The organism is Erwinia sp. AK-PDG3-5 (assembly GCF_056821705.1).
This window is the reverse complement of the sequence record NZ_CM165967.1, coordinates 236204-251551: the sequence shown is the minus strand read 5'-3', so window position 1 is coordinate 251551 and position 15348 is coordinate 236204. Positions and strand designations below refer to the sequence as shown.

Annotated in this window: 12 protein-coding genes; 5 read left to right on the top strand and 7 right to left on the bottom strand. The window is 58.0% G+C overall.

Annotated elements, in window-relative coordinates; genetic code table 11:
• Nucleotides 1–3: 3 nt before the first annotated feature.
• The 6 genes from AC1UKS_RS01085 to dgcN form a co-directional block, all read right to left on the bottom strand.
• Nucleotides 4–903 carry an ABC transporter permease subunit gene (locus AC1UKS_RS01085; protein ID WP_482435401.1) on the bottom strand — a complete coding sequence of 300 codons (900 nt, stop codon included), beginning with the start codon at nucleotides 901–903 and terminating at the stop codon, nucleotides 4–6.
• Nucleotides 900–1832 (bottom strand): ABC transporter permease, encoded by a 933-nt coding sequence (locus AC1UKS_RS01080; RefSeq protein WP_013204359.1) that lies wholly within the window; start codon nucleotides 1830–1832, stop codon nucleotides 900–902. Before AC1UKS_RS01080 ends, AC1UKS_RS01085 begins: the two co-directional genes overlap by 4 nt.
• Nucleotides 1833–1901: 69 nt before the next feature.
• Nucleotides 1902–3443, bottom strand: a complete 1542-nt coding sequence (locus tag AC1UKS_RS01075; protein WP_482435399.1) for a glutathione ABC transporter substrate-binding protein — start codon at nucleotides 3441–3443, stop codon at nucleotides 1902–1904.
• 33 nt (nucleotides 3444–3476) lie between these two features.
• Nucleotides 3477–5348: an ABC transporter ATP-binding protein gene (locus tag AC1UKS_RS01070; RefSeq protein ID WP_482435397.1), complete on the bottom strand. Its 1872-nt coding sequence runs from the start codon at nucleotides 5346–5348 to the stop codon at nucleotides 3477–3479.
• Between the two features lie 22 nt (nucleotides 5349–5370).
• The gene (gene dgcA / locus AC1UKS_RS01065) at nucleotides 5371–6336 is read right to left on the bottom strand and encodes an N-acetyl-D-Glu racemase DgcA (RefSeq protein WP_482435396.1); all 966 of its coding nucleotides are present in this window, start codon (nucleotides 6334–6336) and stop codon (nucleotides 5371–5373) included.
• Between the two features lie 2 nt (nucleotides 6337–6338).
• On the bottom strand, nucleotides 6339–7346 hold the full coding sequence (gene dgcN / locus AC1UKS_RS01060; RefSeq protein ID WP_206404272.1) for an N-acetyltransferase DgcN: 1008 nt from the start codon (nucleotides 7344–7346) through the stop codon (nucleotides 6339–6341).
• Between the two features lie 324 nt (nucleotides 7347–7670).
• Here dgcN and AC1UKS_RS01055 point away from each other — a divergent pair, with 324 nt between their 5' ends.
• The 3 genes from AC1UKS_RS01055 to AC1UKS_RS01045 all read left to right on the top strand — a co-directional run bounded on the left by AC1UKS_RS01055 (nucleotide 7671) and on the right by AC1UKS_RS01045 (nucleotide 11256).
• Nucleotides 7671–9785 carry a TonB-dependent receptor gene (locus tag AC1UKS_RS01055; RefSeq protein WP_482435395.1) on the top strand — a complete coding sequence of 705 codons (2115 nt, stop codon included), beginning with the start codon at nucleotides 7671–7673 and terminating at the stop codon, nucleotides 9783–9785.
• 16 nt (nucleotides 9786–9801) lie between these two features.
• Nucleotides 9802–10818, top strand: coding sequence for an ABC transporter substrate-binding protein (locus AC1UKS_RS01050; RefSeq protein WP_482436859.1), 1017 nt, complete (start codon nucleotides 9802–9804; stop codon nucleotides 10816–10818).
• A 186-nt stretch (nucleotides 10819–11004) separates the two neighbouring features.
• The gene (locus AC1UKS_RS01045) at nucleotides 11005–11256 is read left to right on the top strand and encodes a hypothetical protein (RefSeq protein WP_265909199.1); all 252 of its coding nucleotides are present in this window, start codon (nucleotides 11005–11007) and stop codon (nucleotides 11254–11256) included.
• On the opposite strand, the gene AC1UKS_RS01040 is transcribed toward AC1UKS_RS01045, so the two are convergent.
• Nucleotides 11253–12263, bottom strand: coding sequence for an alpha/beta fold hydrolase (locus tag AC1UKS_RS01040; protein ID WP_482435394.1), 1011 nt, complete (start codon nucleotides 12261–12263; stop codon nucleotides 11253–11255). The genes AC1UKS_RS01045 and AC1UKS_RS01040 overlap by 4 nt on opposite strands.
• A 335-nt stretch (nucleotides 12264–12598) precedes the next feature.
• Here AC1UKS_RS01040 and AC1UKS_RS01035 point away from each other — a divergent pair, with 335 nt between their 5' ends.
• Both AC1UKS_RS01035 and bglB read left to right on the top strand, forming a co-directional pair.
• Nucleotides 12599–14188 (top strand): MFS transporter, encoded by a 1590-nt coding sequence (locus tag AC1UKS_RS01035; protein WP_482435392.1) that lies wholly within the window; start codon nucleotides 12599–12601, stop codon nucleotides 14186–14188.
• 20 nt (nucleotides 14189–14208) lie between these two features.
• Nucleotides 14209–15348 carry a beta-galactosidase BglB gene (gene bglB, locus AC1UKS_RS01030; RefSeq protein ID WP_482435391.1) on the top strand — a complete coding sequence of 380 codons (1140 nt, stop codon included), beginning with the start codon at nucleotides 14209–14211 and terminating at the stop codon, nucleotides 15346–15348.

Here is a 15348-nt window from a genome sequence, read left to right as displayed (position 1 = left end):
TGCTTACCCTTTCAGTTTCGGATCTAAGGTGTCGCGCAGCGCATCACCCAACAGGTTAAATGCCAGCACGGTAATAAAAATCGCCAGCCCTGGGAACACGCTGACGTGCCACTCTCCGGCCATCATCATATTGCGGCTCATCGCCAGAATATTGCCCCACTCCGGCACATCCGGCTCCGGGCCCAGGCCGATAAAGCTCAGGCCGGCGGCGGTCAGAATACTGGTGCCGATACGCATGGTAAAATAGACAATCACGTTCGACAGCGTGCCCGGCAGAATATGGCGGATCAAAATCACCCGATCCGGCGCACCGGCACAGCGCATCGCTTCAACATAGGCCGCCTGCTTCAACGACAGCGTCGAGGCACGCACGATACGGGCGAATACCGGCACGCTAAACACCGCGACGGCGATAATAACGTTATTTAAGCCTGGACCTAAAATCGCCACCACTGCAATCGCCAGCAGCATGCCCGGGAAGGCGAACAGCACGTCGGAGCCGCGCATAATCAGCATATCCACCCAGCGGCCGTAATAGCCCGCCAGCAGTCCCAGCACGATGCCGACCAGCATCCCAAGGGTGACCGACAGCACGCCGACATACAGCGAGATGCGCGCGCCGTAGATAATGCGGCTGAGCACATCGCGACCCAGATCGTCGGTGCCCATCCAGTGCGCGGCAGAAGGCGGTGCCGACAGCGCCATCCAGTCGGGAGCCATCGGATCCCAGGGCGCTATCCACGGCGCAAACACCGCCACAATCACCAGCAGCAGGATAAAGCCACCGGACACCAGCGCCAGCGGATTGCGTATCAGGTTCTGAATAAAATCGTGCCACGGCGAGCGCAGCGTACTGTTCTCGAGCACGGTTTGCGCGATGGCCGCTTCGGTTGTTGGCTTCATGCAGGCTCCTGACGCAGACGGATGGCCGGATTTACCACTGCGTAAAGCAGGTCCACCAGCAGGTTGATGACAATAAATTCAAAGACAAACAGCATCACCAGCGCCTGAATCACCGGCTGATCCTGGGTTTTGATCGACTCGATCAGCAGCCAGCCCAGACCCGGCCAGCTGAAGACGCTTTCCACCACGATCGATCCGCCGAGCAAGAAACCAAACTGTAAGCCCAGCATGGTGATCACCGGGATCAGCGCATTGCGCATGATATGTTTCCAGGTCACCAGCCGGTTACGCAGCCCTTTCGCTCTGGCAGTGCGCACGTAGTCTTCCTGCGCCACTTCCAGAAAGGCCGAACGGGTGAAGCGCGCCATCACTGCCGCCACCGACGATCCCAGCGTAATGGCCGGCAGGATAATGTCGCTGGGTTGGTTGAAGCCGCTGACGGAAAACAGGCCAAACGGCATCGCCACAAACTGGATCAGCAGCAGCCCCAACCAGAACGGCGGCATTGATATGCCGCCCACCGCCAGACTCATCAGCGTCCAGTCCTGCCATTTCCCGCGTTTCAGCGCCGAGATCACGCCGATAATCAGCCCCAGCAATACCGACCAGGCAAATCCGGCCAGCGCCAGCCACATCGTCGGCATAAAGCCCTGGGCAATCACCTCGGTGACCGGCTGTTGCGTGCGATAGGTGACGCCGAGGTCGCCCTTCACCAGCCCGCCCAGCCAGTGCAGATACTGCTGTGGCAGCGGATCGTTGAGGCCTAAATGCTGTCGTGCCGCCTCGACCGCCTCAATTGGCGCATCGGGACCGGCATAAATTCGTGCCGGATCGCCCGGCAGCAGTTTAATAAAGGCAAATACCAACAGGGAGACCACCAGCAACACCGGGATCATTTCCAGTAAACGTCGGACAAGATAGGCAAACATAGGCGATTTCCGGGTTAATTCGGGTGTACCAGCAGCAAAGGCGGGATCGCTCCCGCCGCAGACTCAGGATTAATTGAACTCCGCCTGATCGAACAGGAACGAGCCGTCGGCCAGCATCGACACGCCGGTCAGGTTCTTCTTCTTGCCGACCAGGTTATCTGGCGAGCCGAGGAAGGCGATGGGCGCATCTTTCCAGATGATGGTCTGTGCCTTGGCATAAGCCGCCGCACGCTTCGCCGGATCGGCCGTTTGCAGCGCTGCCGCAATGGCTTTATCCGCTTCCGGGTTGCTGTAGTAAGAAACGTTATACGATGTCGGTACCCAGGATTCAGTCGCAAACAGTGGACGCAATGCCCAGTCTGCATCACCGGTCGAGGTTGACCAGCCGCCGTAATAGAGGTCGAATTCGGCCTGCTTCGGATCCTTCACGCCCCACAGTTTGGCGTTGCGCGCACCGGAATCCATTGGCGTCACCGAGACGCGAATGCCGACCGCACCCAACTGCTGCTTAAGGAACTGCGCAGCACGCACGCTGGCGGTGGCGTTGGTCACCCACAGCTTCAGGTCCAGACCGTTGGCGAATCCGGCCTCTTTCAGCAAGGCTTTGGCTTTTTCCGGGTTATAGCGGTAATCCGGATCGCTCTGTTTGGCGTAGAACTGCACCGCCGGCGGGATCGCCGAGGTGGCCGGTTTGCCCATGCCCGCGTAGGCCACTTTCAGCCAGATATCACGGTTGATGGCGTAGTTGATGGCCTGACGCACGCGCACATCGGCCAGCGATTTATGCTGGGTGTTGATCGCCATGTAGTAGAGGTAAATACTTTCATCGCGCTGAACCGCCAGCTTGCTGTCGCTCTCTACCGTTTTGATCAGGTCGGAAGGCAGCGGATAGATCGCATCCACCTGGCCGGACTTCAGCGCCGCGACGCGGGTGGAGTCTTCCGGGCTTGGCGTGATGGTGACGTTATCGACCTTCGGCCAGCCTTTCTGCCAGTAACCGTCAAACTTGCTCAGCTTGACCTCTTTTCCCGGCTGCCAGCTGACAAATTTGAACGGGCCGGTGCCGGTGGGATGCAGGCGCAGCTGCGCTTCGTCCGGGTACTGCTTCAGCACGGTCGGGCTCCACATCACCGCCGACGGGTGTGCGAGGGTGTTGATAAAGGCGCCAAACGACTGGTTAAGATCGATTTTGACCTGGGTTGGCGACACGACGGTGACAGTTTTAATCATCTTATACAGGCTGTTACGCTTCAGACCTTTGGTCTGATCGGCCAGCCTGTCGAGGTTGGCTTTTACCGCCGCGGCATCAAACGGCGTGCCGTCCTGGAAGATAACGTCTTTACGCAGATTGAGCGTGAATTCGGTGGCGTCCGCGTTGCTGGTGTAATCGGTCGCCAGCCACGGAACCAACTTCATTTTGCTGTCGAACTGGAACAGGCGTTCAAAAATCCCCGCCTGCACCGAATAGCTGGCGTTGTCCGAGGTATCGTGTGGATCAAGACCGGTGATATCGACATAGGCGGAAATCCGCAGGTCCTGCGCCTGGGCGATGCCCGCCAGACACAGTGACAGCCCAAGGGCGACGGCAGAACGACGTAAAAAAGGCTTCATGGTGTCTCTCCAGAATGGTAAATGAAATAAGTGCTAACGGTGCATGTCCCCTTCGGCAACCCAGTGATGCAGGTCGACCTGGCGGTAACGAAGTTTTGCCACTTCTTCCCCGGCTTTACGCAGCGGCGAGGGGATTTCGCCGTCGTCCAGTTCACGCACGGTACGGCGGGCAGGATCGGCCACCGGAACGGAGGCCAACAGACGACGGGTATACGGATGCTGAGGGTTGCTGAATACCGCATGGCGCGGGCCAATTTCCACAATCTGGCCGAGGTACATTACCGCCACGCGATTGGCGATACGCTCGACGACGGCCATATCGTGCGAAATAAAGATCCACGCCACGCCGGTCTCTTTTTGCAGGTCCATCATCAGGTTAACCACCTGCGCCTGAATGGAGACATCCAGCGCCGACACCGCTTCATCCGCAATAATCACCTGCGGCTGCAGCGCCATGGCGCGGGCGATGGCGATACGCTGACGCTGGCCGCCGGAAAACTCATGCGGATAGCGGCGGGCATGTTCCGGCAATAATCCGACGCTTTTCAGTAATGACTGAACCTGCGGCGTCGCCTCTTCCAGGGATTTCACCAGCCCATGCAGCAGCAGCGGTTCGGCAATGGTGAAGCCCACCGTCAGGCGCGGATTTAACGAGGCATAGGGATCCTGGAACACCATCTGAATTTCCCGGCGCAGCGCATGAAACGCCGGCTCTTTCAGCAGGCTGATCTCTTCGCCGCGAAAGTGAATACTCTCCGACTCGCTGGAAACCAGCCGCAGCAGCGCGCGTCCGGTGGTGGATTTGCCGCAGCCGCTTTCGCCGACAATCGCCAGCGTTTCCCCTGGCCAAATGCAAAAATCGATCTGCTCAACGGCGTGGACACGATGGGTTAGCGCGGAAAACATCCCGCTGCGGATGGGGTAATACACCTTCAGCCCACGCACATCCAGCAGCGGCTTCTGCTCATAACGCGCGGTGATCTGCACGCCGGCCTCCTCATCCTGCTCTTCACCCAGCAGCGGAAAACGTTGTGGCCAGCGGCTGGCTTTCATATCTCCCAGACGCGGGACCGCTGCCAGCAATGCTTTGGTATAAGGGTGTTCGGGTGCGGCAAAAATCTGCTCCACGCGGCCCTGTTCCACCACTTCGCCGCGATACATCACCACCACCCGATCGGCAATTTCCGCCACCACGCCCATATCGTGGGTGATAAACAGCACGGCCATATCGCTTTGCTGTTGCAGGTCGCGGAGGATTTGCAGGATGCGGGCCTGAACGGTGACGTCCAGCGCGGTGGTCGGTTCATCGGCAATCAGCAGCTGCGGATCGCAGGCCAGCGCCTGGGCAATCATAACCCGCTGGCGCATGCCGCCGGACAGGGAATGCGGATGGCTTTTCATCACCCGATCGATATCCGCAATACGCACTTTGCGCAGCAGCTCGCGGGCTTTGGCGTTGGCAGTTTTGCTGTCGCACAGTTGGTGATCGCGCAGGGCTTCCGTCAGCTGATCGCCAATCCGCAGGACCGGGTTTAGCGAGGTCATCGGCTCCTGAAAAATCATCGCCATATCGCGACCGCGCAGCTTGCGGCGCTCCTCGGTGCTCATGGTCAGCAACGGGTGCTTCACGCCGCTGCGCGGGCTGAAGTGGATCGCACCGCGCTCAATGGTGGCAGACGATGCCAGCAGGCCCATTACCGCCAGCGAGGTGACCGATTTACCCGAGCCACTTTCGCCAACCACGGCAACAATTTCGCCTTTATTGATGGTGAAGGAGACGCCTTTCAGCGCAAGGTTTTTCCCGGAGCGCCCGCTAAAGCTGACGCTCAAATCCTCAACCTGCAGTACAGGCGAGGCGTTGCCGGATCCGGTGGCGGTGGGTTCTGAGTGAATACGTTCCGTCATCGTGACTCCGGTAGTCGCTGGATTAAAGCCAGATACGACCCTGGTTGTAGGAAAGATAAGGGGAGCTGTCCGCCGCGAGCCAGATCGGCCCGTCGAGATCAACATGTTCCGCCGAGACGGCCACCGGCAGCGCGGCTTCCATCGCCAGTGAGGAGCCGAGCATGCAGCCCACCATCAGCCGTAATTTGTGGATCCGCGCGGCTTCCACCATCGCCAGCGCTTCGGTCAGGCCGCCACATTTATCGAGCTTGATGTTGATCATCTCGTAACGGTTCCGCAGCCCGGCGATGTCGCCGACGTGATGGCAGCTTTCATCCGCACAGACCGGGATCGGGTGATCGAAGCGTTGCAGATCGGCGTCGTTACCCGCAGGCAACGGCTGTTCGATCATCGCGATGTTGTAGTGGGTCAGCGCCGAGAACAGGCTGCTGAGATCCAGCCCGCTCCAGGCTTCGTTGGCATCAATAATCAGCGTGGCGTCCGGCGCGGCGGCGCGGATCGCCGCCACTTTTTCCAGTATCAGGTCGCGGTTGAGTTTGATTTTCAGCAGGATCGCCCCGCGCGAAACCGCATCCGCCGCCGCGGCTGTCATCATCTCCACGCTGTCCAGGCTCAGCGTTTCGGCAGTGATCACGGTGGCAGGAGGCTCGGCATTCAGACGCTGCCACAGCGTTTGTCGGTTGAGCGCCGCATCCAGCCGCCACAGCGCGCAGTCGAGCGCGTTACGGGCCGACCCCGGCAGCAGACGGTTTTGCAGCTCGCTTAACGTCAGACCGTTTTCCACTTCTTCCTGCACCGCCGCCAGCTGCGCGGTAACGCTTTCGGCACTTTCGTGGTAATGGGCGGTTGGCGTGCATTCGCCACGCCCGATAAAGCCCTGTTCTTCCAGCGTGACCCGCACCACCGTCACCGCCGTGCGGGTACCGCGCGCGATGGCGAACGGACGCGCTAACGGCAGCTCGACAACTTCAACCTGCATCCGGCGCATAATCAGCCCCGCTCTTTCAGCAGCGCAGCAATCTCCGCAATGCCAAAACGCACCGGATCGGTGGCCGGCACGCCAAACTCCTCACTGATTTGCTGGCAGTAATCACGGGCTTCCTGCTCGCTGTAGTTAGAGGTATTGATGGCGAAACCGGCCAGCTGAACGCTGTCGCTGGTGACATGCGCGGCACGCACGTTGGCTTCCACGCAGTCTGCCAGGCTGACCATCGGCTGATGCGGCAGGTGACGCATATGCGGACGGTGCATCTCGTGGCACATCACCAGCCAGTGCGGCTGCGCGCCATGGATCAGACCCATGCTGACGCCGGCATAAGAGGGATGGAACAGCGAACCCTGACCTTCCACGATATCCCAGTGATCGGCCTCGTTGGCCGGAGACAGCGCTTCTGCCGCGCCAGCGATAAAGTCCGCAATCACCGCATCGATGGCGATCCCCTCACCCGCAACCAGAATGCCGGTCTGCCCGGTCGCGCGGAAATCAGCCTTCAGGCCAATCTCACGCATGGCGGATTCCAGCGCCAGCGAGGTATACATTTTGCCGACCGAGCAGTCGGTGCCGACCGTCAGCACGCGTTTGCCGCTGCGTTTCTTACCGCTGCCCACGTCAAGTTTTGGCCGCATATGGCGGATGTCGAACAGCTCAACGCCCTGCGCTTTCGCCAGCGCCACCAGCTCTTCGTTATCCACCAGGCGATAATGCAGGCCGCTGGCCACGTTCAGTCCGGCACCGATGGCGCCACGCACGGTGTCCAGCCAGTGTTCCGGCAGATAGCCACCGGCATTGGCGGTACCGAGCACCAGCGTTTTCGCACCGGCCGCGACGGCGGCTTCAATGGTCAGATCGTCGAGGCCCAGAGAGACAGTGCAGCCCGGCAGACGGATCTGCCCAACGCACTGCTCAGGACGCCAGACGTGGATGCCGCGCGCCGTTTTAGCCGCCAGCGGATCGGTAACATCGCCAAGGAATAACAAATAGGGTTGAGGGATCAGCATCAGGGTTATCTCTTATCAGGTTGCAGGGTTTGCCTGAGAAGACTATTTCACTGTTATGACAGCCGGGATAATGCTTGTTTATCGGCAGGGTATAGCCTGAGGTTATGACCTGACAGTGGCAAAATAATGTGATGTCAGTCACACTAAATTCGTTAGCATACTTCGCTTTTTAGCGCGCTTTTAGCAGCATCCTCCGAACTCTTGCGCAAGCCTGTCGTTATATACGAAATGATATAGCGATATGTTAATCTCTGCGCTCTTTTGACCGCATCCCCGCACAGGTGGCCGCCCGAGCCGCTAAGCATCGTAAGGCAAAGTATAACAATGGCAGTGGTAACCCCCTCTTTTAAGGCAAGTGCGCTTAGCGTAGTGATTCTTTTCGCGTTGCAGGCGCAGGCCGCAACCGCAGATAAAACGCTGACGGTCAACGCCGCGGCGCCGGATCGCGACGTTCCCGCAGCGGATAAACAGGCCACGCTCGGTAACCTCGGCAAGCAGGATATCCGCAACACCCCCTATGCCGTTCAGGTTATCTCCCCTTCGCTGATGAAGCGCCAGCAGTTGAAAAGCCTCAGCGATATCTATCGCTATATGCCGTCCGTGCAGGGCGATGGCGCGCGGCCGCAGACCCGCGGTATGCAGGGAAGCGTGGTACAGAACTCGATGATTGATGGGCTGAATGTGGTCTCCACCACCGACTACGCGGCGGAACAGTTTGATCATCTGGAGGTGCTGAACGGGCTGGCGGGATCGCTGTACGGTCCGGCGAACCCGGCGGGCCTGTTTAACTTTGTCGCCAAACGTCCGACCGATATCGCTCAGCACAGCATGACCTTCGGTGGCGGAACCGGGCTGAGCCATCTGGTATCGGGTGATTTTAGTGGTCCGCTGGATGATAACGATCGTCTGCGATATCGCGCGAACCTCCTTGATGATGAAGGCAACGGCTACGTCAGCGGCAGTAAAAAACGTCGTCAGCTATTCAGCCTTGCGCTGGACGCCAACCTGACCGATAAAACCGTGCTGGAAACCAACTTCAGCTACTACCACTTCTATGATAAAGGCCTGCCGGGCAAATTCGCGCTGGGCAGCGGGCTGTCGTTCCCGTCAGCGCCCAACCCGAAAACCGCCCATCTCGGCCAGTCCTATGCCGGTGACGATAACCTTACGCTGACCGCCAGCCTGCATCTGAAGCATGATTTTGATGGCAACTGGCAGGGCGAAGTGGGCGTACTTCGCCAGATTGCCGACCGCGAATCGACCGCGGTGACCAACACCTTTACCGACAACGCCGGCCATTACAAAACCACCACCTCGTCCGCCACCGCCAGCCGCTTTACCCTCAATAGCTATATGGCGAACCTCAACGGCGAAGTGGACACCGGCTGGCTGCATCACCAGATTTCGACCGGCATGCGCGGCTTTGTCTGGAAGAATGAAAACCCGCTCAACGGCGCAACCTCAACGCTGGGCAGCGCGTCGCTGGACAATCCGCAGGCGTTCGCCGAGCCGGACTATCCTGATTTTACCCATCGTTACCATTCGGCGACCGCCACCCAGCAGGCCTTTTTACTCAGCGATACGCTGACGTTTTCGCCGCAGTGGAGCCTGCTCTTGGCCGGTAGCGAAAGCTTCCTGACTTCGGCGAACTACGCCAAAACCGGCAGCCGCACCAGCGAGTCAAATGACAGCGGGTTCAGTGGTTCTGCCAGCCTGATGTTTAAGCCGGTCGATCCGCTGACGCTTTACGTCACCTATGCCGACAGCCTGCAACAGGGCGATACCGCACCGACCGGAGCCGCCAACGCCGGCAATATTCTGGCGCCGTACCGCAGCAAGCAGGTGGAAGTAGGCAGCAAGCTGGCGGTAGGCAAAGTCCTGCTCACTGCCGCGCTGTTCCAGATCGATCGTCCGTTTGCCTATACCACTCCCAGCGGTGACTATGCCGTTGATGGTAACCAGCGCAACCGGGGCCTGGAGCTGATGGCCGACGGCGATCTCAGCGATAATCTGCATCTGTATGGCGGCATGACCTGGCTCGATCCGCGTCTGCGCGATACCGCCAGCACAACCACCGACGATAAGCAGATTGTCGGCCTGGCACGCTATACCGCCAGCCTGTTTGCTGCTTACGATCTGCCGTTCTTGAGCGGCACTGATATTCACGGCGGGATGCATTACGTTGGCCGCCGCAGCACCGATAACGCCAACGACAGTTGGGTGGGCAGCTACGCCACCTTTGATGCCGGGACCCGCTACAAAACGCGGCTGTTCAATACGGACACCACGTTCCGGCTGGATATGACCAACCTGACCAATCGCCATTACTGGACCAACATTGTGCCCGGCGGCCTGAACGGCTACAGCGGTGCCGGTTATGCCAGCGCCCAGATTGGTGAACCGCGAATGGTGCAGCTTTCCATGCAGCTTAACTTCTGATGAGGTCCTGATGAATATGCGCCCGATCCTGCTGCCGCTGCTGGCGGCACTGAGCCTGACCACGTTTAGCCAGTCGCTATTCGCCCGCACGGTAACCGATGACGCGGGGAATCGCGTCACCGTACCCGTTCAGGCAACGCGCATTGCCGATGGCTGGTATGCACACCATTCGCTGCTGATGACGCTGGGTGCGGGCGACCGGATCGTGGCAACGGTAAATCACGCCAAAGACCGGCCGTGGATGTTTAAAATCCAGCCGTCGTTAAATCAGGCGCTGTCGGTGCATGGCCGCAGTTTCGAGAGCGAAGCGCTGCTGATGCGAAAAGTGGATGCCGTGTTTGTCGCAGCAGAAGATGGCGATGCCGCCGCCTATCGCCAGGCTGGCCTGCCAACGCTGGTGATGGGCTTTGACGACTTCCCGTCCATGAAGCGCTCCCTGCTGACCACTGCTGAAGTGGTCGGGACGGAGAAAGCGCGTCAGCGGGCGCAGGCGTACAACGCCTACCTGGACCAGCATATTGCCGCGATTCAGGCCAGAACGGCGGCGCTGCCGGCTGACCAGCGCCCGCGCGTCCTGCATATTGAATCACTTCATCCGTTAAAAGTGGATGGCAGCCATACGCTGATTGATACCTGGATCAAACTGGCCGGCGGGCGCAATGCAGCCGAGGAAGTGAGCGGCAATATGAAGGAAACCTCGCCGGAGAACGTGCTGTTCTGGCAGCCGGATATCATCATTATTGGTGCCGGTGCAGGTGCTATTACTGACTCCGATTACGCGGCATTATTCAGCAACCTGAAGGCGGTAAAAAACCACCGGGTGTGGCAAAACCCGGCCGGGGTTTTCCCCTGGGATCGCTACGGTACCGAAGCCGCGCTGCAAATCCAATGGGCGGCAAAGCGGCTGCATCCGGCGTTATTCCCGGATCTCGATATGGTGAAAACCACCCAGGATTTCTATCAGCGCTTCTTTGATTACCCGCTAACGGCGGATCAGGCCGGAAGGATCTTGCGGGCGTTGGGGCCGGAGTGAGGCTGTAATGTGTGAGCACTCAGGCCACGCTGATAATCATAGTACAGCGCCAGGATGGCAGAAGAATTACCGCCAACGGTTTCATCCGGCCGTCGTCGCATATCAGCCCGATAATCTTCGCGTTTTTGACCAGGCTATCTATGCTGTCAGTATCGCTTTTGCATGATTTTTTCTGGGGAAATAACGATGAAGATGACTGGCATTCTGGCCTTGCTGGCGCTGGCGTTCTCAGGTACCGCCTGTTCGCAAATGTCTCAACTGCCGTTAGTGCCGCCCAAGCAGGATATTATCGCTACACCGGTGGCGGCAAAGTGTGATGTCAGCCTGTGCCAGCAAAATTGCTATGTGCAGAACAGCCAGTGTCAGCGCAATGATGACAGTGGCTGTGGTGCCAAAATACAGTCTTGCCTGCAGGCCTGTACGTCGCAGTGCCGTTAACGTTGATCCAGATTTTTGATCAGCGCCTGATTAAACTTCGCCGGCTCTTCCATCTGCGGCGCGTGCCCCATTCCCGGGAATTCAATCAGCGTGGAGTGTGGAATTAACGCGGCAACCTGCTTGCCCAGCTGATTGTAATGGCCGATTTTTGCCTTCACCTCCGGCGGGGCAATATCGCTGCCGATTGCTGTGGTGTCTGAAGTGCCAATCATCAGCGCGGTCGGCATTTTCAGATTTTTGAACTCGTAGTACACCGGCTGGGTGAAAATCATGTCGTACAGCAGCGCCGAATTCCAGGCGACAATCTGGTGGCCCGATCCGTTATTCAACCCGGCCAGCATGGTGACCCAACGGTCGTATTCTGGCTTCCAGCGACCGACATAATAGGTGTTCAGCTCATACTTTTTGATGCTGGCCGCTGAGGTTTTCAGCTCGCGCTGATACCAGTCATCGACGCTGCGCCACGGCACCCCCTTCGCTTTCCAGTCTTCCAGACCAATCGGATTCACCAGCACCAGTTTCTGCACTTCCTGCGGATACATCAGCGCAAAGCGCGTCGCCAGCATCCCACCCGTTGAGTGGCCCACCAGCGTGACCTTGTCGATATGCAGCTTGTTCAGCAGGTTCTGCGTATTCAGCGCCAGTTGCTGGAAGCTGTACTGGTAATGGGCGGGTTTGCTGGAGGTGCAAAAACCAATCTGATCCGGGGCTATGACGCGGTAACCGGCGTGGCTCAGCGCATCGATCGAATCCTGCCAGGTCACGCCGCAAAAGTTTTTGCCGTGCATCAACACCGCAGTGCGGCCGTTGGCCTGGCCTGTCGGCTGCACATCGATGTAGCCCATGCTGAGCGGCTGACCCTGCGAGGTGAAATCGAATTTCTGAATAGGGTAAGGGAAATCAAAACCTTGCAGTTCCGGCCCGTAGGTCGGTGTGGTCTCCGCCGCCGTGGCAGAAAAACCGGTTAGCAGGCTGGCAAAGACCAGGCCACGAAGGATGTTCGACACAGGTTAATCCTTATCAAATGAGGAAAAGGGAGAAGAAAAATCAGCATAAACAAGGCTTAACCATAGTGGATAAAAAAGTCTGTCAGCGGATGTGACAGGTAAAGAAGCGCAAAGAAGAAAAACCGCACCAAACCCACCCCTCACTACGGCACTTCAATAAAAATGAAACGGCATTTTATTAAATTGGTGAGATCGGTGTCCGGTTTCTTCTTTTTAATGTCACAACCTCCTCAAACCTGGCAAAATCGCAAAGGTTTTCTGTGCGTGCTGGTTCTAACTTAGCTCATCCCCGACATAAGGCCGGGTCTGACAATTGTCTAACCAGGATGGGCACTATGAAGATACGTAAACCAGGAACGCTAACTTATTTAGCCTACGGATCAGGAGATTTTCTCGGCGCTGGCACCATGGCGCTAACCTCTGCGTGGCTTCTCTATTTTTACACCACCTTCTGCGGGCTCAGCCCCATTGAAGCTACTTCCATCTTTGCCATGGCCCGCGTGCTGGACGCCGTGGTCAGCCCGCTGATGGGCTATCTGACCGACCACTTCGGTTCGACCTGGCTGGGCAAGCGCTTTGGTCGCCGCAAATTCTTCATTCTGACCGGTATCCCGCTGGTCTTCACTTACAGCCTGATGTGGGTCGGCGATATGACTTACGTCTATTACCTGATGACCTATCTGGTGTTTGAAGTGGTCTACACCTCAATTCTGGTGCCATACGAAACGCTGGTGCCGGAAATGACCGATGATTTCAAAGAGAAAACCAAATTCTCTGGCGCACGTATCGCCCTGGCGCAGCTTTCCGCCATTCTGGCAGCTTTCCTGCCGGGCGTGCTGCTGAGCTACTTCGGCAAAGATAACGTGATCTCCTTCTTCTATTCGAGCCTGGTGTTCTCGGTGATTTGCGCCATCGTGCTGACGCTGGTGTGGTTCAACACCTGGGAACGGCCGGCCGAGAAAAAATCCGCTGCCGCACTGGAAGCCGAGCAGCAGAAACTGACGCTCTGGCAAAGCCTTTCACGGCTGAAGATTGAGCTGTCCTCCACGCTGCGCGTGCGCATTTTCCGCCAACATCTCGGCATGTATCTCGGCGGCTATATCGCTCAGGACGTGTTCAATGCGGTGTTCACCTACTACGTGGTGTTCGTGCTGATGCAGAGCGCCAGCCTGGCTTCCAATCTGATGGGCACCATGGCGATCATGCAGTTTATCGCCGTGATGGGCATGATCCCGCTGTGCATCCGTTTTGGACCTGCTCCCTCTTACCGCATCGTGGTGGTGCTTTTCGGTCTGAGCACCCTCTCCTACGGCGTGCTGCATTACGCTGGCCTGAACGATGTGTTCTCGCTGCTGCTGCTGGTGTCGGGCCTTGCCGGACTGGGCCGTGGCGGTATCAACTATGTCCCATGGAACATCTACACCTACATTTCTGACGTCGATGAAGTGATCACCGGACAACGTCGTGAGGGTATCTTCGCCGGAATAATGACCCTGACCCGCAAAGCCTCCCAGGCTGGCGCGGTGATGCTGGTCGGCATCCTGATGCAGCTCTCCGGTTTTGTCGCTGGCAGCAGCACGCAAACTTCAACGGTCAGCGAGGCTATTCTCGGCATCCTTTGTGGCGGCACGCTGGTGATGCTGTGCTTCGGCTTCTTTATCTCCCTGCGCTTCAAACTCAACCTGGCAACGCATCAGACGCTGCGTGAAGAGACCGAGAAAATGCGTGCAGCCGGCAATGTGGTACCCGGCAATATCACCCCTGAGGCCCGGGCAACCGTCGAGATGCTTGCCGGACTGCCGTACGAAGCGCTGTGGGGCAACAACAATATTGGCTACCTCAACCGCAACAAGCCTGCTGTGACGCCATTGCCCGTCACGCCGCTGGTTGAACCTGTCGCCAGTCAGTTAACCCGTCATCCCTGAATATTCGAGGACAAAAAAATATGTTGGTCTATCCCGTAAAACACAGCGAACTGCTCCGCCAGCCGGACCGCTTTATCTCCAGTAAAGAATTACATCAGCTGATCAATAAGTTGGTGGATAACCTGGTGAACATTACCGATGAGTCTGGCGAGTTCCTGTTAAGACTGGATGACGGACGGGTAATTGATACTAAAGGCTGGGCAGGCTGGGAGTGGACGCATGGCATCGGGCTGTACGGTATTCATCAGTACTACCGCCAGACCGGTGATGACCGTCTGCGGGCAATCGTTGATGACTGGTTTAGCGACCGCTTCGCGGAGGGTTCCACCACCCGCAACGTCAACACCGTTTGCCCGTTCCTGACGCTGGCTTACCGCTATGAAGAGAGTAAAGACCCACGCTGGTTGCCCTATCTGGAAAGCTGGGCCGACTGGATAGTGCACAAGATGCCGCGTACCGATTGCGGCGGTCTGCAACACATTACGCTGGCAGAGGAAAACCATCAGCAGCTGTGGGACGACACGCTGATGATGACCGTGCTGCCGCTGGCGAAGATTGGCAAGTTGCTGAACCGCCCGGACTACATTGAAGAGGCGAAATATCAGTTCCTGCTGCATACCCAGTATCTGATGGATCGCCAGAGCGGGCTGTGGTTCCACGGCTGGACGTTTGAAGGCCACCACAACTTTGCCAATGCCCGCTGGGCGCGCGGTAACAGCTGGCTGACCATTGTCATCCCGGAATTCCTTGAGCTGCTGGATCTGCCGGAGAAAGACGCCACCCGGCGTTATCTTCAGCAGGTGCTTGCCAGCCAGCTGGCGGCGCTAGAGAGCTGCCAGCATGAGAGCGGCCTGTGGCACACGCTGCTGGACGATCCGACCTCCTATCTGGAAGCCTCCGCCACCGCGGGCTTTGCCTTCGGCATGCTGAAAGCTGCTCGCTGCCATTATGCCGACGACCGCTACATCGCTGTGGCGGAAAAGGCGCTGAAAGGACTGATTAAGCATATCAATGCCGAGGGGGAACTGACCCAGGTTTCCTTTGGCACCGCAATGGGCAAAAACCTTGATTACTACCGCCAGGTCCCGCTGACGTCGATGCCGTATGGCCAGGCGATGGCGATTTTATGCCTGGTGGAATACCTGCATGTCTATCTTTAA

Bases quoted from the DNA above. Each gene is read 5' to 3' on its own strand.
- AC1UKS_RS01085 (WP_482435401.1), bottom strand. From the start codon at position 903: ATGAAGCCAACAACCGAAGCGGCCATCGCGCAAACCGTGCTCGAGAAC.
- AC1UKS_RS01080 (WP_013204359.1), bottom strand. From the start codon at position 1,832: ATGTTTGCCTATCTTGTCCGACGTTTACTGGAAATGATCCCGGTGTTG.
- AC1UKS_RS01075 (WP_482435399.1), bottom strand. From the start codon at position 3,443: ATGAAGCCTTTTTTACGTCGTTCTGCCGTCGCCCTTGGGCTGTCACTG.
- AC1UKS_RS01070 (WP_482435397.1), bottom strand. From the start codon at position 5,348: ATGACGGAACGTATTCACTCAGAACCCACCGCCACCGGATCCGGCAAC.
- dgcA (WP_482435396.1), bottom strand. From the start codon at position 6,336: ATGCGCCGGATGCAGGTTGAAGTTGTCGAGCTGCCGTTAGCGCGTCCG.
- dgcN (WP_206404272.1), bottom strand. From the start codon at position 7,346: ATGCTGATCCCTCAACCCTATTTGTTATTCCTTGGCGATGTTACCGAT.
- AC1UKS_RS01055 (WP_482435395.1), top strand. From the start codon at position 7,671: ATGGCAGTGGTAACCCCCTCTTTTAAGGCAAGTGCGCTTAGCGTAGTG.
- AC1UKS_RS01050 (WP_482436859.1), top strand. From the start codon at position 9,802: ATGCGCCCGATCCTGCTGCCGCTGCTGGCGGCACTGAGCCTGACCACG.
- AC1UKS_RS01045 (WP_265909199.1), top strand. From the start codon at position 11,005: ATGAAGATGACTGGCATTCTGGCCTTGCTGGCGCTGGCGTTCTCAGGT.
- AC1UKS_RS01035 (WP_482435392.1), top strand. From the start codon at position 12,599: ATGAAGATACGTAAACCAGGAACGCTAACTTATTTAGCCTACGGATCA.
- bglB (WP_482435391.1), top strand. From the start codon at position 14,209: ATGTTGGTCTATCCCGTAAAACACAGCGAACTGCTCCGCCAGCCGGAC.